The organism is Lysobacter enzymogenes (assembly GCF_017355525.1).
Lineage (GTDB): Bacteria > Pseudomonadota > Gammaproteobacteria > Xanthomonadales > Xanthomonadaceae > Lysobacter > Lysobacter enzymogenes_C.
The window spans coordinates 1,079,873-1,102,541 of the sequence record NZ_CP067395.1 but is presented as its reverse complement, the minus strand read 5'-3'; the positions used below and the strand labels follow the sequence as shown (position 1 = coordinate 1,102,541).

The 22,669-nt window shown below is 69.6% G+C and carries 2 protein-coding genes; both read left to right on the top strand.

Annotated features, from left to right (window positions below; translation table 11 throughout):
- The first annotated feature begins 17 nt into the window (after nucleotides 1-17).
- Nucleotides 18-11,042: a non-ribosomal peptide synthetase gene (locus JHW38_RS04380; RefSeq protein ID WP_207524808.1), complete on the top strand. Its 11,025-nt coding sequence runs from the start codon at nucleotides 18-20 to the stop codon at nucleotides 11,040-11,042.
- Nucleotides 11,039-22,591, top strand: a complete 11,553-nt coding sequence (locus JHW38_RS04375; RefSeq protein ID WP_207524807.1) for a non-ribosomal peptide synthetase — start codon at nucleotides 11,039-11,041, stop codon at nucleotides 22,589-22,591. Before JHW38_RS04380 ends, JHW38_RS04375 begins: the two co-directional genes overlap by 4 nt.
- The last annotated feature ends 78 nt before the right edge of the window (nucleotides 22,592-22,669 follow it).

The following is a 22,669-nucleotide window of genomic DNA, read 5'->3' as shown; positions in this document are numbered from 1 at the left end:
ATAAGGAAGTGGATCCGATGAACGCTGTCGAGCTTTACAAGCTGTGCAAGGAATTCGGCGTGAACCTAGCCGTGGAAGGCGCCGACCTGCGCCTGTCGGCGAGCCAAGGCGCCATCCCGGAGCGGATCGTGGCGCTGGTGCGCGCGCACAAGCCGGCGCTGGTCGCGCTGCTGTCCGAGCACCGCACGCCGGCGGCGCCGTCCTTGCCCGCCACCCAGGACGCGCCGGCGCTGTCGTATGCGCAGCAGCGGCTGTGGTTCCAGCAGCTGTACGACGAGCACAGCGCGGTCTACAACGTGCCGCTGGCGCTCGAAAGCCGCGACCGGCTCGACCCGGACGCGCTGCGCGCGGGCTTGCGCTGGCTGGTGCAGCGGCACGAGCCGTTGCGCACGGCGATCCGCACCGACGACGGCGTGGCCGTGCCTTACCTGCTCGACGCGGAAACGTTCGCGCTGGTCGAGCACGACGAAACGGCCGACGGCGATGCGTTGGCCAAGCGCCTGACCGCCGAGCAGACCTCGCGCGCGTTCGATCTTTCCAGCGAATTCATGCTGCGCGCCGAACTGATGCATCGGCGCGGGCAGGGTTCCCTGCTGTTCCTGACCCTGCACCATATCGCCGTCGACGGCTGGTCGCTCGACATCATCGTCGACGAGCTCAACGCCGCTTACGACGCGTTCGCGCGCGGCGAGCGGCCGAACGCCGCGCCGCTGCCGCACCGCTTCAGCGACTACGCATCGTGGCAGCAGACCCGGCTCGACGCCGCCGCGACCGATAGCCAGATCGGTTACTGGAAGCGGCGCCTGGCCGGCATGCCGGAGCTGCACCGCTTCCCGCTCGACAAGGCGCGCCCGCCGGTGCCGAGCCAGCGCGGCGACCGGCTTCGCTTCGGCCTGGATGCGGCCGCCAGCGAAACCTTGCGCCAACTGGCGACGCGCCAGGGCTGCACTTTGTTCGCCGCGGTCCAGGCCGCCTTCGCCGTGTTCGTGTCGCGCTACAGCGACAGCGCCGACGTCGTGTTCGGCACGCCGGTGGCCAATCGCGAGATCCCCGCCACCGCCGGAATGGTCGGTTATCTGGCCAACGTGGTGCCGGTGCGGACGCGGGTCGCGCCCGAGGCTTCGTTCCTGGACGTGCTCGCCCAAGCCGGCGCCGATTTCGTCGCCGACCTGCCGCACCACGGCGTACCGACCGAAATGCTGATCGACGCGCTGCAACTGCCGCGCCGCGCCAGCCACCATCCGCTGTTGCAGATGATGCTGGTGTTCGAGGAAGGCGGGCAGGGCGCCGCCGCGTCGGCCGCCGAGCGCACGCTCGAGCGTTCCAGCCAGCGCCGCAGCGCGACCGGCAGCAAGTTCGACCTGAGCCTGATCGCGCGTTCCTCCGCCGACGGTCTGGTGTTCGCCTGGGAGTACGCCTCGGATCTGTTCGAGCCGGCGACCATCGCGCGTTTGGCCGAGAACTTCGTCCAGCTGCTGCGCAGCATCGTCGCCGCGCCCGGGCGTCCGGTGGCCGAGCTCGATCTGCTCAGCGATGAAGAAAAAAATCTGCTGTCGACGCTCGGCGAAGGTGCGGCCCTGGCGGTCGAAGATACCGCGGTGCACCGGCTGTTCGAACGCTGGGCGCGATCGAATCCCGACGCACCGGCGCTGGTGTGCGGCGAGCGCACGCTGAGCTATCGCGAACTGGACGAGCAGGCCAACGCGCTGGCGCATGCGCTGACCGAGCGCGGCGTCGGCCGCGGCGATGTGGTCGGCATCTGCCTGCACCACCCGCGCCGGTTCCCGCTGGCGGCGTTGGCCGCGTTGAAGGCCGGCGCGGCGTATCTGCCGATGGATCCGCGCTATCCGGCGCTGCGCATCGAACACATCGTGCGCGACAGCGGCGCGCGCCTGTGGCTGGGCGACGGCGACGTCGCCGGCCTCAGCGGCGGCAGCGCCGAGCTGATCGAGATCGACGCGCTGCTGGCCGCGGCCGGCGGCCGCCGCGCCGACGCGCCCGACATCCGGGTCGAAGCCGGCGATCTGGCCTACATGATCTACACCTCCGGCTCGACCGGTTTGCCGAAGGGCACGTTGCTGGAGCATCGCGGCGCGGTCAATCTGGCGCTGGCGCACGTGGAGCTGTTCGACCTCAACGGCGAGGGCGAAACCCACCATCGCGTATTGCAGTTCTCCTCGATCAGCTTCGACGCGGCGACCTGGGAGCTGCTGATGTCGCTGTGCAACGGCGGCTGCCTGATCGTGCCCGAGCCCGAGGAAAAGCAGGATCCGGCCGCGATGGCGGCGTTCCTGCGCCGTCACGGCGTCACCCACGCGACCTTGCCGCCGGTCTATCTGGCTGCGTTCGAGCGCGACAGCCTGCCGACCTTGCGCCATCTGATCGTCGGCGGCGAAGCGATCGGCTCGGCCGAGGCGCAGAAGTGGAACCACGGCCGGCGCTTCCACAACGCCTACGGCCCGACCGAGGCCACGGTATGCGCCACCGTCGGCGAATACCTCGGCGGCGACCGCGTGCACATGGGCGGGCCGATCGCCAACCACCGTTGCGCGGTGCTCGACGGCAACGGCCGGCGGGTGCCGCTGGGCGCGGTCGGCGAACTGTATCTGGGCGGCATCGGCCTGGCGCGCGGCTATCACAACAATCCGCAGCTGACCGCCGAACGCTTCGTATGGCACAGCGTCGACGGCGGCGCGGCCGAGCGCTGGTACCGCAGCGGCGACCTGGTGCGCTGGCTGCCGGGCGGCCAGCTCGAGTATCTCGGCCGCGTCGACAAGCAGGTCAAGATCCGCGGCTTCCGCATCGAACTCGGCGAAGTCGAGTCGGTGCTGGCCAGCCATCCCGAGGTGACCGCGGCGCACGCCAAGGTCTGGCACGACGAGGTCAGCGGCGAACCGCGCTTGACCGCTTATTTCGTTCTTGACGGCGCCGCCAGCCGCGGCGACGTGCGCGAGTTCATGGAACAGCGCCTGCCCGATTACATGGTGCCGGCGGCCTATGTGCCGATGGACGCGTTGCCGCTGACCGCGCACGGCAAGATCGATTCGGCCGCGCTGCCGCGTCCCGGCGAAAGCGATTCGGTGCAGCGCGAATACCTCGCGCCGCGCAGCGAAGCCGAGCGCCTGGTCTGCGCGGTGCTCGCCGAACTGCTGCCGCAGCAGAAGATCGGCGTCAAGGACAGCTTCTACGCCCTGGGCGGCGATTCGATCCTGTCGATCCGCGCCATCGCCCGGATCAACGCCCACGGGCACCGCCTGACCTCGCGCCAGTTCTTCGACGCGCGCACCGTCGAGGGCATCGCCGCGCTGCTGGAGAACGGCGCCCGCGACGGCGCCGGCTTCGATCAGGCGCCCAGCGAGGGCGCCGTGGAACTGCTGCCGATCCAGCGCCGCTTCTTCGCCTTGCGCGACGGCCACGACGACCGCTTCCTGCAGTCGGCCTTGCTGCATTTGCCCGAAGGCGCGGACCCGACGTTCTTCGCCGAGTTCCTGCCGGCGCTGTACGCGCGTCATGACCTGCTGCGCTTGCGTCTGGGCGAACTCGACCGGCCGCAGCCGAAGGCCTGGTTGCATCCGCTCGAACAGACCGACCCGATGGCCGCGTTCGCGGTCGAGCGCCTGCACGGCCTCGACGCGCAGCAGCGCCGGCAACGGATCGAGGCCGCCGGCGATGCCTGCAAGGCGGCGATCGGCATCGGCGCGGGCAAGCTGTTCTCGCTGCTGTTGTTCGATGCGGAGCAGGCGCAGGACCGCCGCCTGCTGATCGCGTTCCATCACCTGATCGTCGATGGCGTGAGCTGGCGCATCGTGCTCGACGATCTGGCCCTGGCGTTCGAGCAGTACGAGCGCGGCGAAGCCGTGCGGCTGCCGGCCAAGGCGACCGGTTTCCAGGAATGGAGCCGGCGCCTGTCGGTGTGGCGCGCGGCCGAAGGCGGTCTGGAAGCGCAGGCTTACTGGCCGGCCGAGGACGAGGCGCGCGACGACGATCCGCGGGCGGCAGGAACGCTGGCCGACACCGAGTCGGTGACCGCCTCGCTCGACATCGCCGAAACCGCCGCGCTGTTGCAGGACAGCCACTTCGCGTACCACACCCAGATCAACGATCTGCTGCTGGCGGCGCTGGCCGTGGCCTTGAACGGCTGGAACGGCGCCGGACACCACGACATCCACCTGGAATCGCACGGCCGCGACGACGGCCTGTTCGACGGCATCGACCTGGGCCAGTGCCTGGGCTGGTTCACCTCGCTGTATCCGGTTCGCCTGGCCGCGCACGGCAACGACGAGGACGGCTTGCGCGCGACCATCCGCCACGCCAAGCAGGCGTTGCGGCAGGTGCCGCATCTGGGCCTGGGCTATCTGCACGGCGAGCGCGTGGCGGTGCGCCCGGGCGTGGCGTTCAACTACCTCGGCCAGTTCGACCAGCAAATGGGCCGCAGCAGCCGTTTCGCCCGCGCGGCCGAACCGACCGGATTCGATGTCGACCGCCGTCGCAGCCGCGAGTACGCGCTGGGCTTCAACGGCCGCGTCGCCGACGGGCGCCTGAGCTTCCATATCGATTTCGATGCGCGGCGCTTCGAGCGCGACGATGTCGCCAAGCTCGCCGCGGGGTTCGAACAAGCGCTGCGCCGCGTGCTGGCGCATTGCCGCCAGCAGACCCGGCGCTGGGCGTCGCCAGCGGATTTCCCGCTGTGCGCGGTGTCGCAGGCCGACATCGACCAATGGCAGCGCGATTTCGGCGACATCGAGGACTTGTATCCGGCCTCGGGCAATCAGTTGGGCATGCTCTATCACGCCCAGCTCGAGGACGGCGCCAGCTATTCCACCCAGAACCTGGTGCGGTTCCCGGCCGGTTTCGACGCCGCCGCGTTCAAGCGCGCCTGGGACTGGGTGACCCAGCGCCATGCGGTGCTGCGCACGGTGTTCGTCGGCCTGGACCGCGAGCAGAGCCTGCAGTTGGTGCTGCGCAATGTGGACTTGCGCTGGCACGAACAGGACCTGCGCTCGCTGCCGGAGTCGGAACAACAAGCCGCCATCGACGCGTATCTGCGCGACGACAACCGCACGCCGCTGGATCAGCAGCGTGCGCCGCTGGCGCGTTTCGCGCTGTTCCAGGTCGAAGCCGGGCGGAGCGTGTTCGTGTGGTCGTGCTCGCACGCGCTGCTGGACGGCTGGAGCCTGGGCGTCGTCTACCGCGACATGCTGGCCGCCTACGAAGCCATGCGCGCGGGGCGCGAGCCGGCGGCGGCGCCGGTCGCGGAATACCGCCGCTATATCGAATGGGTGCAACAACGCAGCGGCGAAGAAGCGCGCGCGTTCTGGGCCCAGGAAGTCGGCGGCGCGGAACCGGCCGAACGGGTCGGCATCGAAGCCGCGTCGGCGCAGGCCGGAGCCGGCAAGCGCACGCTGCGGCATGCGCTGGCCGACGCCGATTACGCGGCGCTCAAGCGTTTCGCCGCGCAGCACGGCATTACCGTCAGCACGATGGTGCAGGCCGCGTGGGCCTACCTGCTGGCGCGCTATCGCGACACCGACTGCGTGACCACGGGCATGACCTTGTCCGGCCGCCCGGCGGAACTGCCTGGCGTGGAAGACATCGTCGGCCTGATGGTCAACACCGTGCCGGCCGTAGTGCGGCTGGTGCGCGACCAGAGCCTGGCCGGCTGGCTGCAGGGGCTGCACGAGCGCCAGCTGCAACGCGAGACGTTTGGGCACATGCCGTTGTCCGAGATCGTCAAGCTCGCCGCCGTCGACGACGGCCAGGCGGTGTTCGACACCGTGCTGGGCTTCCACAGCCAACCGGTCGAGCAGGCTGCGTCGGCGATGCAGAAGGCCGGCATCAAGGGCGGAGTGGGGCACGAGCATACGCATTACCCGCTGGTGCTCGGCGTTTCGCCGCATGCGGGCTTGCAGTTCACTTTGACGTACGACGCGTCCAGGTTCGCCGAGGCGGCGATGCAGCGCTTATGCGGGCATCTGGAGAACGTGCTGAAGGGTTTGGTGTCGGCGCGGCATCGCACGGTCGGCGACCTCGACATGCTGTCGCTCGGCGAACGCGAAGCGTTGGCGGTGCTGGCGCAGGGGCCTGCGCTGGAGCGCGAAGCGGTGCTGGTGCCTGCGTTGATCGAGCGGCACGCGGCTGCGCTTGGCGACAAGGTCGCTTTGTCGCTGGAAGACGAGACGCTGAGCTTCGCCGGGCTGGAAGCTCGTGCGAACCAGATCGCGCGGTTGCTTGCTGTGTCGGGTGTTCAAGCGGGCGACCGTGTCGGCGTCTGCCAGGAGCGGACGCTGGACATGTTGGCCAGCGTGATCGGCACGATGAAGGCGGGGGCGGTGTACGTGCCGCTGGATCCGGGCTATCCGGACGAGCGCCTGGCGTATTTGCTGAGCGATGCTGGGATCGGTCATGTGCTGACCGAGGCCTATCTGGCGCCGCAGCTGCCGTTGAACGGGCAGCGTGTGGTGTTGGTGTCGGATGCCGACGAGCAGGACGCGGCCGTGTTCGCCAGCCCGGCGACCGCCGAATCGCCGGCCTACATGATCTACACCTCCGGTTCGACCGGGCAGCCGAAGGGCGTGGTGGTGAGCCATGGCGCGTTGGCCGACAAATTGGCGGCGTTGGCCCAAAACTATGATTTGGACGAGACGGATCGCAGCCTGCTGTTCGCCTCGACCAGCTTCGATGCCTCGATCAGCCAGTTGCTGGCCACGCTGAGCGTCGGCGGCAGCGTGGCGCTGCGTCCGGATGGCGTTACCGAGCCGGAGGCGCTGCTGGCTTACGTCGCTGCGCAAGACGTGACCTGGATGCATGTGGTGCCGGCGTATCTGCGCCAACTGCTGGAAGTTCCGGGTTGGTCGGAGACCAAGCTCCGTCGCGTCAGCAGCGGCGGCGACGTGCTCGACCGCAGCCTGCAACAAGCGTGGTTCGTTCCGGAGCGCTCGAGAATCGCGCTGTACAACTCCTACGGCCCGACCGAAATCACCATCACCAGCAGCGTCCATCGCGTGCGTGGCGACGAGGCCGTGGTGCCGATCGGCCGGCCGCTGGCCAATACCCGTTACTGGGTACTGGACGAGCAGGGCCACGCGTTGCCGCGCGGCGCCGTCGGCGAACTGTGCATCGGCGGCAGCAGCTTGGCCGATGGCTATTGGGGCCGCGATCAGCAAACCGGCGAACGCTTCGTCGAACTGGAGCCGATCCCGGGTCAACGCGAGCGCCTGTACCGCAGTGGCGACCGCGCCCGCTGGAACGAACTCGGCGAGCTGGAGTTCGTCGGCCGCAACGATCATCAGGTCAAGGTCCGCGGTTACCGCATCGAGCTCGGCGAGATCGAAGCTGCGCTGCAAGCTTGCGATGGCGTCACAGGCGCTGTCGTCAAGGTCGAGCAAGACAGCCTATGGGCCTATGTCTCGCTGGGATCCGGCGATTTAGCCCACGTCGAAGCGGAGCTGTCCTCGCGCTTGCCGGGCTACCTGCTGCCGGGCGGCTACGAACAAGTGGACGAATGGCCGCTGACCCGCAGCGGCAAGATCGACCGCCGCGCCCTGGTCCGCGGCCAGGCCGCAGCGCCCAAGCGCCGCGAACCCGGCAACGAAACCGAATCCGCGTTGCTCGAGATCTGGTCGGCGCTGCTGAAGACCGACGACATCGGCGTGACCGAAAACTTCTTCCAACGCGGCGGCCACTCGCTGCTGGCGACCCGCCTGGCCAGCCAGATCCGCCGCCGTTTCGAAGTGGACTTCACTCTCAAGAGCCTGTTCGAACTGCCGAGCATCGAGGAGCAGGCCGGCCTGATCCTGGCGCAGAAGGCGGCCATCGCCGAAGCCGCCGACATCGCCGCGCCGCGCAATCCCGCGATCCGTCCGCTCGACCACGACGGCCCGGTGGCGCTGTCCTACGCGCAGAACAGCCTGTGGCTGCTCGACCAGATCGAGGGCTCCAGCGCCAGCTACATCGCCGGCACCTCGCTGGCGATCGACGGCGCGATCGACGTCACCGCGGTCGAGAAAACCTTCGCCGCCATCGTCGAGCGCCATCGCGTCCTGCGCACGGTGATCCGCGAGCACGAGTCCGGCCCGATGCAGTCGGTGATCGACGCCGCGGCGTTCCGCGTGCAGTGGGTCGACCTCAGCAGCCTGTCCGCGACCGAGGCCGAGCGCGAACTGCTGGCGCTGACGCGCGTGGCCAAGACCCGGCGCTTCGATCTGTCGCGCGACGTGATGCTGCGCGTGCATCTGGTCAAGCAGGCCGAGGAGCGCCACACGCTGCTGGTGCACATGCACCACATCGTCTGCGACGGCTGGTCGGTCGGCCTGCTGATGAACGAGTTCAACGCGCTGTACCGCGCCTACACCCAGGACCGCGACACCGCGCAAACCCAGGCCGCGCTGCCCGCGCTGCCGATCCAGTACCGCGACTACGCGCACTGGCAGCGCGAGCGCCTGTCGGGCGCGTACCTGGAGGAACTGGTCGACTACTGGCGCGAGCGTCTCGACGGCATACCGACCCTGCACGCGCTGCCGACCGACCGTCCGCGTCCGGAACAGCCTTCTTACCGCGGCGCCGTGCATCGCCAGCAGCTCGGCGCCGACGTCGCCGACGGCCTCAAGCGCCTGTGCCGGGCGCAGGGCGCGACCTTCTTCATGGGCATGCACGCGGCGTTCTCGACCTGGCTGTCGCGCTACTCCGGCAGCGACGACATCGTGCTGGGCACGGCCATCGCCAACCGCGAGCAGAGCGAAGTCGCGCCGCTGATCGGCTTCTTCTCCAACTCGATCGTGCTGCGCAACCGGATCGAAGCGCAGGACAGCTTCGCGACCTGCCTGGCCCGGATCAAGCGCCAGAACATCGCCGATTTCGACCGCCAGCAGCTGCCGTTCGAACTGCTGGCCGAGAAGCTCAACCCGGAACGCAGCCTCGGCCACAACCCGATCTTCCAGATCGTGCTGAACCTGGACAACAACGACAGCGAGCGCTTCCACCTGCGCGGTTCCGACGTGCAGAGCAAGGGCCAGCCGAGCTACGAAAGCAACTTCGACCTGACCCTGTATGCGGTGGAGCAGGCTTCGGGCATCAAGCTGATGTGGCGCTACGCGACCGATCTGTTCGTCGCCGAGTCGATCGAGCGCATGGCCGCGAGCCTGGAATCGCTGTTGACCGCGCTGGTCGCCGCGCCGGACGCGCCGCTGCACTCCTTGCCGTTGGCCGACAGCGATGAGCTTGCGGCGTTGCAGGCCTTGGCCGCGGGACCGGAAGCGGCAAGCCCGTCCGTGCTGGTTCCCGAGCTGATCGCGGCCCAGGCCGGCGAGCGCGGCCAAGCTCCGGCGCTGTCGCTGGGCGAGGCCACGCTGGATTACGCGGGGCTCGAACGTCGCGCCAACCAGATCGCGCGCGCCCTGGTCGCGGCCGGCGTGCAGGCCGGCAACCGCGTCGGCGTCTGCCAGGAACGGACGCTGGACATGCTGGCCAGCGTGATCGGCACGATGAAGGCGGGGGCGGTGTACGTGCCGCTGGATCCGGGTTATCCCGACGAGCGTCTGGCGTATCTGTTGAGCGACGCGGGGATCGGCCACGTCCTGACCGAGGCGTATCTGGCGCCGCAACTGCCGTTGCGCGGCCAGGCGGTGGTGTTGGTGTCCGAGGCCGACGCGCAGGACGGCGCGGCCTTCGTCAGCCCGATCACCGCCGAATCGCCGGCCTACATGATCTACACCTCCGGTTCGACCGGGCAGCCCAAGGGCGTAGTGGTGAGCCACGGCGCGTTGGCCGACAAGCTGGCCGCGTTGGCCCAGAACTACGGATTGGACGAGACGGATCGCAGCCTGCTGTTCGCCTCGACCAGCTTCGATGCCTCGATCAGCCAGTTGCTGACGACGCTGAGCGTCGGCGGCAGCGTGGCGCTGCGTCCGGACGGGGTGACCGAACCGGACGCGTTGTTGGCGTACGTCGCAACGCAGGGTGTGACCTGGATGCATGTGGTGCCGGCGTATCTGCGTCAGTTGCTGGAAGTGCCTGGCTGGGCCAACACAAAGCTGCGCCGCGTCAGCAGCGGCGGCGACGTGCTCGACCGCGGCCTGCAACAGGCGTGGTTCGTTGCGGAACGCGCAGGCATCGCGCTCTACAACTCCTACGGCCCGACCGAAATCACCATCACCAGCAGCGTCCACCGCGTACGCGGCGACGAGACGGCGGTGCCGATCGGCCGGCCGCTGGCCAACACCCGCTACTGGGTGCTGGACGAGCAGGGCCATGCGTTGCCGCGCGGCGCCGTCGGCGAACTGTGCATCGGCGGCAGCAGTCTGGCCGACGGTTATTGGGGCCGCGACCAGCAGACCCGCGAACGCTTCGTCGAACTGGAGCCGGTTCCGGGCCAGCGCGAGCGGCTGTATCGCAGCGGCGACCGCGCCCGCTGGAACGGACTCGGCGAGCTGGAGTTCGTCGGCCGCAACGACCATCAGGTCAAGGTCCGCGGCTACCGCATCGAGCTCGGCGAAATCGAAGCCGCGCTGCAAGCCTGCGACGGCGTCGCCGGCGCGGTGGTCAAGGCCGAGCAAGACAGCCTGTGCGCCTACGTCGCGCTGAATTCCGGCGACCTGGCCCAGGTGGAAGCGCAACTGTCCTCGCGCTTGCCGGCTTATCTGCTCCCGAGCGGTTACGAGCGCGTCGACGAATGGCCGCTGACCCGCAGCGGCAAGATCGACCGCAACGCTCTGGTCCGCGGCCACGCCGCGGCGCCGAAGCGGCGCGAGCCCGCCAACGACATCGAATCGGCATTGCTGGAAATCTGGACGGCGCTGCTGAAGACCGACGACATCGGCGTCACCGACAACTTCTTCCAGCGCGGCGGCCACTCGCTGCTGGCGACCCGCTTGGCGAGCCAGATCCGCCGCCGCTTCGAAGTGGATTTCACCCTCAAGAGTTTGTTCGAACTGCCGAGCATCGAGGAGCAGGCGCGCCTGATTTCCTTGCTGAAGATCCCGGCGCAGCTGTCCGTCGAAGCGCCGGAGCAGGCGCAGCGGGAAGACATGGAGGAATTCGACGTATGACCACCACCGAGCTGTTGGCGCTGCTGCGCGAGCACCATATCCAATTGCGCGAGAACGCCGGCAACCTGAAGGTGTTGGCGCCCGCCGGGACCTTGAACGACGAGCTCAAGACCCTGATCCGCGAGCACAAGGCCGCGCTGCTCCAAGCTTTGGCCGAGCAGCCCGCGGCCGAGGAAGCGCCCGCGCAAGTAGTGTCGGACGCGCGCGGGCCGCTGTCGTTCGCGCAGAAGCGGCTGTGGTTCCTGCAACAGCTCGAAGGCGGCGGCCTCTACAACATCGGCGGCAATTTCTCGATCCGCGGCGGCCTCGACGCGGCCGCGCTGGAACGCGCGCTCAACGCCATCGTCGCCCGCCACGGCGTGCTGCGCACGGTCTACGGCCAGGAGAGCGGCGAGCCCTATCAGCGCCTGCGCGAAGACGGCCGGCTGACGCTGGACCGCTTCGAACTCAGCGGCGACGAGGCGGCGCGCGACGCGCAATGGCGCGCGATCGCCGCCGAGTATGCGGCGCGGCCGTTCGACCTGAGCCAGGACCTGATGCTGCGCGTCGGCGTCGCCGATTACGCCGCCGACGAAACCCGGCTGATGATCCACATGCACCACATCGCCGCCGACGGCTGGTCGTTGTCGGTGTTCATCCGCGAACTCAACCGCCTCTACAAGCATTTTCGCGAAGGCGGCCGGGCCGAAGACGCCGGGCTGCCGGCGCTGCCGATCCAGTACGCGGATTACGCCAGGCAGCAGGACAGCCGCTACCGCAAGGGCGACAGCATCGAAGGCGGCGGGTTCTGGCGCGACTACCTGCGCGACCTGCCCGAAGTGCATGCCTTGCCGCTCGACGCGCCGCGCCCGCCGCAGCAGTCGTATCGCGGCGGCGTAGTGCGCAGCCGGGTGCCCAAGGCGGTGTCCGAGCGCATCGTGGCGCTGGGCCGCGCGCAGGACGTGACCTTGTTCATGACGCTGTATTCGGCGCTGAACCTGCTGCTGGCGCGCTACACCGGCGAAAACGACATCGTCCTCGGTACGCCCATCGCCGGCCGCGACGATCCCGACCAGGAAGGCCTGATCGGCTGCTTCGTCAACACCCTGGTGCTGCGCGCGCGGGTCGATGTCGAGCAATCCTTCGCCCAGTTCCTGCGCCAGTGCCGGCAGCAACTGCTCGACGCCTACGACCATCAGCACGTGCCGTTCGAGTATCTGGTCGAGGAACTCAAGCCCAGCCGCAGCCTGCAGTACAACCCGCTGTTCCAGATCATGTTCGCCCTGCACAACCAGGAGCGCACCTCGTTCGCGCTCGGCGAGGCGCGGTTCGCGCCGCTGGCGCAGGAGTCCAACAGCAGCAAGTTCGACCTGTCGCTGGACGCGGTCCAGGGCGCGGACGGGATCGAGCTGAGCTGGCGCTACGCCAGCGACATCTTCCGCGAAGCCAGCGTGCAGCGCCTGGACCGGTACTTCCAGGAACTGCTGCGCGCGATCGCCGAAGACGCGCGGGCGCCGATGCGCCAGCTTTCGATCCTGCCGCAGCCGCTGCGCGAGCAACTGCTGGACTTCGGCGGCGATGACGCGGGCGCGGAAGAACTGCCGGCCAACCTCGCCGCCGCGTTCGAACGCGCCGTGTCGGCCCACCCGCAACAGCCGGCGCTGCTGCACGGCGCGACCCGCCGCAGCTACGCCGAACTGGCCGCGGACGTGCAGCGTTTCGCCGCCGACCTCAGCACCGCCGGCATCGGCCATGGCGACCGCGTCGGCGTGCATCTGGAATCCTCGCCGGAACTGATCGTCGCCGCGCTGGCGCTGTTCAAGCTCGGCGCGGTGTACGTGCCGCTGGATCCCGATTATCCGCGCCAGCGCCTGGCCTACATGCTCGCCGACAGCGGCGCGCGCCTGGTCGTGGCCCGCCGCGAGCATCGCGAGCGTCTGGCCGACGTGTCCGCGCGCGTGCTGTTCTGGGGCGAGGAGGTGCAGTGGAACGCCGACGAACCCGACGGCGACCCGACCGCGCCCGACCACGCCTCGCTGGCCTACATCGTCTACACCTCCGGCTCCACCGGCGAGCCCAAGGGCGTGATGGTCAGCCACGGCAACGTGCTGCATTACCACGCCGCGGTGCGCGGGGTGTACGCGGCGACCGACGCCGACCGGGTCTTGCAGTTCTCGTCGCCGTCGTTCGACATCTTCATCGAGGAACTCACCGTCGCGCTGTTCGCCGGCGCCGCGCTGGTCCTGCGCGAACGCGATCCGGCCGCGCAGCGCGGGTTCTGGGACGAGATCGCCGCGCACGGCGTCACCGTCGCTTCGCTGCCGACCGCGTACTGGCATCTGCTGTGCAGCGAGCTGGCCCAGCCGGCCGGCCGGCCGCGCGCGGATCTGCGCCTGCGCCTGCTGATCGCCGGCGGCGAGAAGATGGCCGCCGAGTCCCTGCGCCAATGGCAGCAAACCCCGGCCCTGGCCGGCGTGCGCGTGCTCAACACCTACGGGCCGACCGAAGCGACGGTGATCGCCACGGTCCATGACGTCACCGCGCATCCGCAGGCGCAGGACGAAATTCCGATCGGGACGCCGCTGCGCAACAGCCACTGCCTGATCCGCGACGCGCACGGCGAGCCGACGCCGCCGGGCGCGGTCGGCGAGCTGATCCTCGCCGGCCACAGCGTCGCGCTGGGCTACTTCGGTAAGCCCGAGCAGACCGCGGCGGCGTTCGGCCAGACGGTCGATGGCCGCGGCGGCGTGCACCGCAGCTACCGCACCGGCGATCTGGTGCGGCTGAACTGCGACGGCGCGCTGGAGTACGTGGGCCGGCGCGACGACCAGATCAAGATTTCCGGATTCCGCGTCGCCACCGGCGAAATCGAGCGGCAGATCCTGTCCGTGCCGGGCCTGTCGATGGCGGTGGTCTTGCTCGACGGGCAGGGCGGCGAAGCGCGGCTGGTCGCGGCGCTGGTGCCCGATGCCGGCGATGCGCGCGGCGACGCGGACGGGTTGATCGAACGGGTGCACCGTCAGGTCAAGGCCGCGCTGCCGCACTACATGGTGCCTTCGGCCTACGCGGTGATGGACGCGCTGCCGCTGACCGGCAACGGCAAGCTGGCGCGCTCGCTGCTGCTGGCGCAACCGTTCCGCGCGGTGTCGGCGGCCACCGCGGTGCCGCCGGCGACGGCGACCGAAAAGGCCCTGGCCGCGCTGTGGTCCAAGCGCCTGCGGGTGGAGCTCGCGGCGATCGGCCGCAACACCAGCTTCTTCGAAGTCGGCGGCCATTCGCTGCTGGCGGTGCGCCTGCTCAACGACATCCAGGAAGCGTTCGGCAAGCGCTTCAACGTGCGCCAGATCTTCGAAACGCCGGTGCTGGGCGAGTTCGCGCGCAAGATCGAGGAGCAATCCCTGCACCAGGCCGTGGCGATCGCGCCGAACTCGACCCCGGACGGCGTCGCGCCGGCGTCGTTCGCGCAGAAGCAGCTGTGGTACCTGGAGCAGGTCGCGCAGACCGCCGGCAGCTACAACATCCACGGGCTGCGCCGGTTCGACCGCGAACTGGACCTGGCCCTGGCCGAAACCGCGGTCGCGCGCATCGTGCGTCGCCACAGCGCGCTGCGCACGCGCTTCGAGGCGCGCGATTTCGAGCTGTTCCAGATCGTGGCCGAGCCCGCGCCGTTCCGCTTGGGCATGGTCGACGCGCTGTCGGTGCCGCAACCGCTGCGCGAAGCCTTCGTCCGCCAGGTGTTCCAGGCCAAGTCGCGGCAACCGTTCGACCTGAGCGGCGGCCTGCTGATCCGCATGGACGCGATCGTCGAGGAGTTCGGCACGGCGCTGTTGCTCGGCGTGCACCACATCGCCGCCGACGGCTGGAGCATCGAGGTGTTCTGGCGCGAGTTCGACCAGGAATACGCGGCGCTGGAAAGCGGATCGGCGGCCGAGCAAGCCGTCGCGCCGTTGCAGTACCTGGATTATTCGGCGTGGCAGCACCGGCAATTGCGCGACGGCGCGCTGGCCGGCTCGGTCGAGTACTGGAAGCGGCAACTGGCCGCGCTGCCGACGCTGCACCGCCTGCCTGCCGACTTCCCGCGCCCGGAGCTGCAGAGTTTCGAAGGCGCGAGCTATTCCTGGCCGGTCGACGCGGCCTGCCACGAGCGCCTGAACCAGCTCGCGGTCAGCAGCGGAACCTCGCTGTTCATGCTGTTCCACGCCGCGCTGTCGGTATTGCTGGCGCGCCGCACCGGCGAGGCCGACGTGGTGGTGTCGACGCCGGCGGCCAACCGCGACCGGCCGGAAGTCGCCAACCTGATCGGTCTGCTGGCGAACCTGGTGATCCTGCGCACGCGGGTCGCCGGCGAGCTGCCGTTCTCCGCCTATCTGCAGGCGGTGCGGCAGACCAACATGGAGGCGCAGGAACACCAGGACGTGCCGTTCGAGTATCTGGTCGAAGCGTTGAACCCCGAGCGCAGCGCCGCGCACAACCCGCTGGCGCAGATCATGCTCAACGTGGAGCAGGGCGGCGCCGCGGCGCCGCTGAGCGCGCCGCGCCTGTCCGAGGACGAAACCGCGAAGTTCGACCTGAGCCTCGGCGTCGCCGCGGGCGAGCACGGGCTGACGCTGGAACTGAATTACTGCAAGGCCTTGTTCAGCGCACGCACCATCGTGAGCTTGGCCGAACAGTTGACCGCGCTGCTCGACGATCTGTCGCAGCGGCCGGATGCGCCGGTGGCGGAACTGAGCCTGCTCGGCGAGGACGAGCGCCGGCGCCTGATCCAGCACGCAGGGCGCGCGTCCTTCGCCGGTTCGGCGACGGGCGACCGCTTGTACGTGCTGGACGACGCGCGGCGGCCGCTGCCGTACGGCTTCGAGGGCGAACTGCACGTCGGCGGCGCGCGCGTCGCCGCGCTGGCGCAGGCGGGCGCGCACGACGCTACGATCCCGGCGCCGCCGGCGTTGACCGGCGAGCAGCGCCTGCTGCCGACCGGGCGCCGGGTCCGCTTCGATCACGAAGGCAAGCTGGTGGCCTCGCCGCACGGCAGCGAGCGCTACTGGGCGCGGGCGCTGCGCGAGCTGCCGCCGCGCCACGGCCTGCCGATGCTGGACGCCGGCCTGCACGACGAGAGCCGCGAGGCCGCGCGGCACGAGTGGTCGTTGCCGGCCGCTACGCTCGCGGCGCTGCAGGCGCGGGCGCAGGCCTGCGGCGTCGAACTCGGCGTGGTGCTGCATGCGGGTTTGAATCTGTTGGCGTCGCGCTATGCGGGCGACGCCGATGTCGTGGTCGGTCTGACCGATTCGGTGCGGCCGCCGGCCGGGCTGGAAGCCTTGTGCGTAGCGCCGGGGCAGGTTTCGGCGGTGCGCAGCCATTGCTCGGCGACGCAGCGCGTGGACGATTACTTGGCTCGACTGAGCCAGGCGCGTCTGGAAGCTTGGGCACATCGCGATCTGAGCCTGGACCGGATCGCCGCGCATCTCGGCGTCGAGGCGAACGGCGCGTTCAACCCGCTGTGCCAGATCCTGCTGGCGGTCGACGACTCGAGCTGGATCGGCGACGAGACCGCGCAGGGAGCGGATCTGGTCCTGCATGCGGCATCGCAGCCTGATGGGATGCGCTGGGTCGCGAATTACCGCAAGGCGCTGTTCTCGCCGTGGATGATCGTGCAGATGGCGGGCGACCTGAGCCGCATCTTCGATCAGCTGGCCGACGGTTCGGCGCAGCAGTTGAAGGACTTCGTGCTGTCCGGCTCGACGCCGGCCACTGTCTCGCCCGAAACGTCCGTGGCCGAAGCGCCGCAGTGCATGCACACCCTGGTCGAACGCCAGGTGCGGCGCACGCCCGACGCGGTCGCACTGCGTTTCGGCGATGAAGCGCTGAGCTACGCCGAGCTCAATGCGCGCGCCAATCGCCTGTCGCACGAGCTGATCGCGCGCGGCGTGCGTCCCGGCGCGCTGGTCGGCGTGTGCCTGTCGCGCAGCCCGGCGCTGGTGGTGTCGCTGCTGGCGATCCTCAAGGCCGGCGCGGCCTATGTGCCGATGGATCCGGATTACCCGGCCGAACGCCTGCGCTACATCGCCGCCGACGCACAACTGGCCTGGGTGCTGGGTTCGCCCGAGACCCGCGGCTGCCTCGACGGCATCGACGCGCAGATGCTCGATGTGTCCGAGCCGTCCGCGTTCGCCGGGCACAGCCCGGTCGATCCCGCGCTGGAACTCGATCCGGCCGGGTTGGCTTATCTGATCTACACCTCGGGCACGACCGGCAACCCGAAGGGGGTGATGATCGAACACCGCAACGCGGCCGAGATGATCGCCTGGGCGCACGAGACCTATTCGCGCGAGCAGCTGGCGATCGTGCTTGCGGCGACGTCGATGTGCTTCGACCTGTCGGTGTTCGAGATGTTCGTGCCGCTGAGCTGCGGCGGCAGTTGCCTGCTGGTCAAGCACATCCTCGATGTGCACGAGGTTCCGGCGGTTCGCCACAGCGGCGTGACCCTGATCAACACCGTGCCGTCGGCGATCATGCAGTTGCTCGAATCGGGCTCGGTGCCCGATTCGGTGCAGGTGGTGAACCTCGCCGGCGAAGCGTTGCTGGGCCGGGTGGTCGAACGCGTTTACTCGCAGACCCAGGTGCAGGCGGTCTACAACCTGTACGGGCCGTCGGAAGACACGACGTACTCGACCTATTCGTTGTGCGCCCGCGACGCGGAACGTGCCCCGGACATCGGCGTCCCGATCCGCGGCTGCCAGGCCTTCGTGATCGACCGCCAGGGCCTGGTCGCGCCGCGCGGCGTCGCCGGCGAGCTGTTCATCGGCGGCACCGGCCTGTCGCGCGGCTACTGGCAGCGCGCCGAGCTGACCGCGGAGAAGTTCGTGGCCGGCGACACCGTCGGCGTGGCCTTGCCGCGGCTGTACCGCACCGGCGACCTGGTGCGCTGGAACGAGCATGGCGTGCTCGAATTCATCGGCCGCCTCGACCAGCAGGTCAAGCTCAACGGCTTCCGCATCGAGCTCGGCGAGATCGAATCGGCGCTGTCGGCCAGCGGCGTGGTCAAGAGCAGCGCGGTGCTCAAGCTCGAAGACGAGCGCGGCCAGCGCCTGGGCGCGTTCGTCGAATACCTGCCGGACGCCGGCAACGACCGCGCCGCGCTGGAAGCGCGTGCGCGCGAGCATCTGCGCGCGAACCTGCCGGGTTTCATGCTGCCGCAGGAGTGGGTCGCGGTCGAAACCATGCCGCTGAGCGCCAACGGCAAGATCGACCGCAAGGCGGTGCGTGCGCGTTACGCCAGCGGCCGGCCGTCGCCGGCCGCCGCCGGCAAGCCGGTCGAAGCCGCGCGCAGCGCGCCGGAGCAATGGGTGGCGCAGCTGTGGCAGCGCCTGTTGCGGGTCGAACAGGTCGGGATCGACGACAACTTCTTCACCCTCGGCGGCAAGTCGCTGCTGGCCTTGCAGGTGGTCAACGCGATCAACAAGCAGTTCGGCTGCCAGCTGTCGATGGTCGATCTGTTCAAGTTCCCGACCATCCGCGAACTGATCGCCAAGGCCGGCCCGTTGCTGGCCGGCGCGGCCGAACCGCCGCCGGCCGAGCGTTCGCCGACCGGCCTGGACGAGCATCGCGCTTCGCCGGCGCAGACCGCGCTGTGGCTGGTCGACCGCATCGCCGGCGGCGCCAGCCAGTACAACGTGCCGTTCACGCGTTCCACCGACGCCAGCTTCGACGCCGACGTCGCCGAACGCACGCTGCGCTGGCTGATCGAACGCCACGAGCCGCTGCGCACCACCTTCAGCGACGACGCCGGGCCGCTGCATCAGCAGGTGCGGCCGATGGAGCAAGTGGACTTCAGGCTCGAGCGCCGCATTTCGACCGCCACAGACGACCGCCAATGGCGCGCCGACGTGATGGCGGTGGTCGACGAGCAGAGCGTGCAGACCTTCGATCTGGCCCGCGACACCATGCTGCGCGCGGTCCACATCGCCAACCAGGGGCGCGGCTGGCTGCTGTTCAACGTGCACCACATCGCCATCGACGGTTGGTCGATCGAGGTGTTCTGGCAGGAATACCTGCGCGCCTATCCGGCGTTCGCCGCCGGCCGCCAGCCCGACCTGCCGCCGCTGCCGATGCGCTACATCGACTACACCGACTGGCAGGAACGCTTCCTGGCCAGCGACGAAGCCGAGGACAGCCGCGCCTACTGGCGCGGCCAGCTGGCCGAGCTGCCGCCGCGGCACGGATTGCCGATCCTGGAAGAAGGCCTGCAGCACACCGGCCTGGAAGGCGAGGGCTATCAGTGGCGCCTGCCGGCGGAGATCGGCCGGCAGCTGCACGGCGTCGCCGCGCGCAACGGCGTCAGCGTGTTCATGCTGATCCACGCCTGCCTGAGCCTGCTGGTGTCGCGCTATGCCGGCAGCGGCGACGTGGTGATCGGCACGCCGACCGCGAACCGCATGCTCGCCGAGTTCGAGCCGCTGGTCGGGCTGTTCACCAACACTCTGGTCATGCGCGTGGACTGCGACGCCCGCCAGAGCGTCGCGCAATACCTGGAACAGGTGCGCCAGGTGAATCTGGAGGCGTTCGAACACCAGCGCATTCCGTTCGAACAGGTGGTGGAACTGCTCAATCCGCAGCGCAGCGAGTCGTTCTCGCCGCTGTTCCAGATCATGCTGACCACCGACGCCGGCACCGGTTCGGGCAGCGCGGGTCCGGAGCCGAGCTTCATCGAGGACTCGCAGGAAAAGGTCGATCTGGCCTGCCACGTCTCGCCCAAGGACAGCGGCTTCGCGATCTGCCTGAACTACCGCAAGGCCTTGTTCCCGCGCTGGCTGATCGTGCAGATGGCCGACGATTTCACCCGCATCTTCGAGCAGCTGGCGCACGGCTCGGCGCAGCGGCTCAAGGACTTCGTGCTGTCCGGCTCGGAGCCGCAGGCCGCGGCCGCGCTGCCGGGCGACGGCGTCGCCGCCGGCGATGCGCCGCAGTGCATGCATGCCCTGGTCGAGCGCCAGGCGCAGCGCACGCCCGACGCGGTCGCGCTGCGCTTCGGCGACAGCGCGTTGAGCTATGCCGAGCTCAATGCGCGCGCCAATCGCCTGTCGCACGCGTTGATCGAACGCGGCGTGCGTCCCGGCGCGCTGGTCGGCGTGTGCCTGCCGCGCAGCCCGGCGCTGGTGGTGTCGCTGCTGGCGATCCTCAAGGCCGGCGCGGCCTACGTGCCGATGGATCCGGATTACCCGGCCGAACGCCTGCGCTACATCGCCGCCGACGCGCAACTGGCCTGGGTGCTGGGTTCGCCCGAGACCCGCGGCTGCCTCGACGGCATCGACGCGCAGATGCTCGATGTGTCCGAGCCGGCTGCGTTCGTCGCGCACAGCGCGGCCGATCCGGGATTGGACCTGGATCCCGCCGGGCTGGCCTACCTGATCTACACCTCGGGCACGACCGGCAACCCGAAGGGGGTGATGATCGAACACCGCAACGCGGCCGAGATGATCGCCTGGGCGCAAGAGACCTATTCGCGCGAACAGTTGTCGATCGTGCTCGCGGCGACGTCGATGTGCTTCGACCTGTCGGTGTTCGAGATGTTCGTGCCGCTGAGCTGCGGCGGCAGCTGCCTGCTGGTCAAGCACATCCTCGACGTGCATGAGGTTCCGGCGGTTCGCCACAGCGGCGTGACCCTGATCAACACCGTGCCGTCGGCGATCATGCAATTGCTCGAATCGGGCTCGGTGCCCGATTCGGTGCAGGTCGTGAACCTCGCAGGCGAGGCGCTGCTGGGCCGGGTGGTCGAGCGGGTGTATTCGCAGACCCATGTGCAGGCGGTCTACAACCTGTACGGCCCCTCGGAAGACACGACGTATTCGACGTACTCGCTGTGCGCGCGCGACGCGACCCGTGCGCCGGACATCGGCATTCCGATCCGCGGCTGCCAGGCGTTCGTGATCGACCGTCAAGGCCTGGTCGCGCCGCGCGGCGTCGCCGGCGAGCTGTTCATCGGCGGCACCGGCCTGTCGCGCGGCTACTGGCAGCGCGCCGAGCTGACCGCGGAGAAGTTCGTGGCCGGCGACACCGTCGGCGTGGCCTTGCCGCGGCTGTACCGCACCGGCGATCTGGTGCGTTGGAACGAGCATGGCGTGCTCGAATTCATCGGCCGCCTCGACCAGCAGGTCAAGCTCAACGGCTTCCGCATCGAGCTCGGCGAGATCGAATCGGCGCTGTCGGCCAGCGGCGTGGTCAAGAGCAGCGCGGTGCTCAAGCTCGAAGACGAGCGCGGCCAGCGCCTGGGCGCGTTCGTCGAATACCTGCCGGCGCCGCCGAGCCGGCGCGCCGCGCAGGAGGCGCAGGCGCGCGAGTACCTGCGCGCGAACCTGCCGGGCTTCATGCTGCCGCAGGAGTGGGTCGCGGTCGAAACCATGCCGCTCAGCGCCAACGGCAAGATCGACCGCAAGGCCGTGCGCGCGCGCTACGCCGATCAAGCCGTCGCGCCGGTCGCGGCCGGCGACGCCGAAGCGGCGCGCGGCGCCGACGAGCAGTGGGTGGTGGAACTGTGGCAGCGCCTGCTCAAGCTCGAGCGGGTCGGCATCAACGACAACTTCTTCGCCCTCGGCGGCAAGTCGCTGCTGGCCTTGCAGGTGGTCAACGCGATCAACAAGCAGTACGGCTGCCGCCTGTCGATGGTCGACGTGTTCAAGTACCCGACCATCAAGGAGCTGATGCCGCGGGTGACGGCCGGCAACGCCGGCGCCGCTGCGGCCGCCGCCAGCGCCCCGAGCGCCGGCGGCGGTCTGGTCCAGCTGCGGCCCGGCGCGCGCGGCGGCGAGCGGGTGTTCCTGATCCATCCGATCGGCGGCGACGTGCTGTGCTACGCCGACCTGGCCGCGCGCCTCGACCCGCGCTGGGACGTGTACGGCGTGCAGATGACCCAGCCGCACCGTTGCACCGTCGAGGAGCTGGCGCAGCGCCATATCGCCTTGCTGCGCAGCGTCCAGCCCGGCGGCGCCTACCATCTGGCCGGCTATTCGTTCGGCGGCACGGTCGCTTACGAAATGGCGCGCCAGCTGGCGGCGTCGGGCGCGACGGTCGGCTCGGTGAGCCTGATCGACTCGACCCTGACCCACGCCATGTTCGGCAACGACGACGTCGACTTCCTGGCCCTGGCGGTGATGCTGCAGGAACTCGGGCCCGATCCGGGCCTGTGGACCGACGTCGGCTCGGTGTACCGGATCTACGGGATCGAGCGGGTGCTGCAGCAGGTGCTGGAGCAGGGCACCCGCGCCGGCGCGCTGCCGCCGACCCTGAGCCTGGACACGCTGCGCGAGCGTTTCCAGATCTACCGCAGCCACTGGGACGCCAGCCGCCGCTACGCCGGCAACGCCTACGCGGGCCCGGTGCGCTTCATCGGCTCCACCCGCGACACCATGCCGTGGCCCGAACGCGGCTGGGAGCGCCTGGCCCGCTGCGAGCAGGCCGCGGCGCTGGACTGCGGCCACGCCCAGGTGCTGCAGGCGCCGCACGTGGCCGCGGTCGCGGCCTGGCTCGGCGCGGCCGCGAGCCCCGCGCCGCGGGCGCTGGCCGAGCTGGACCGGGTCTGAGGCCGCGATGAAAAATATTTCGCATCCGCTGCATCCGAACCGCCCCCGGGGCGTCTCCAATCAGTACCAGGCCAATCC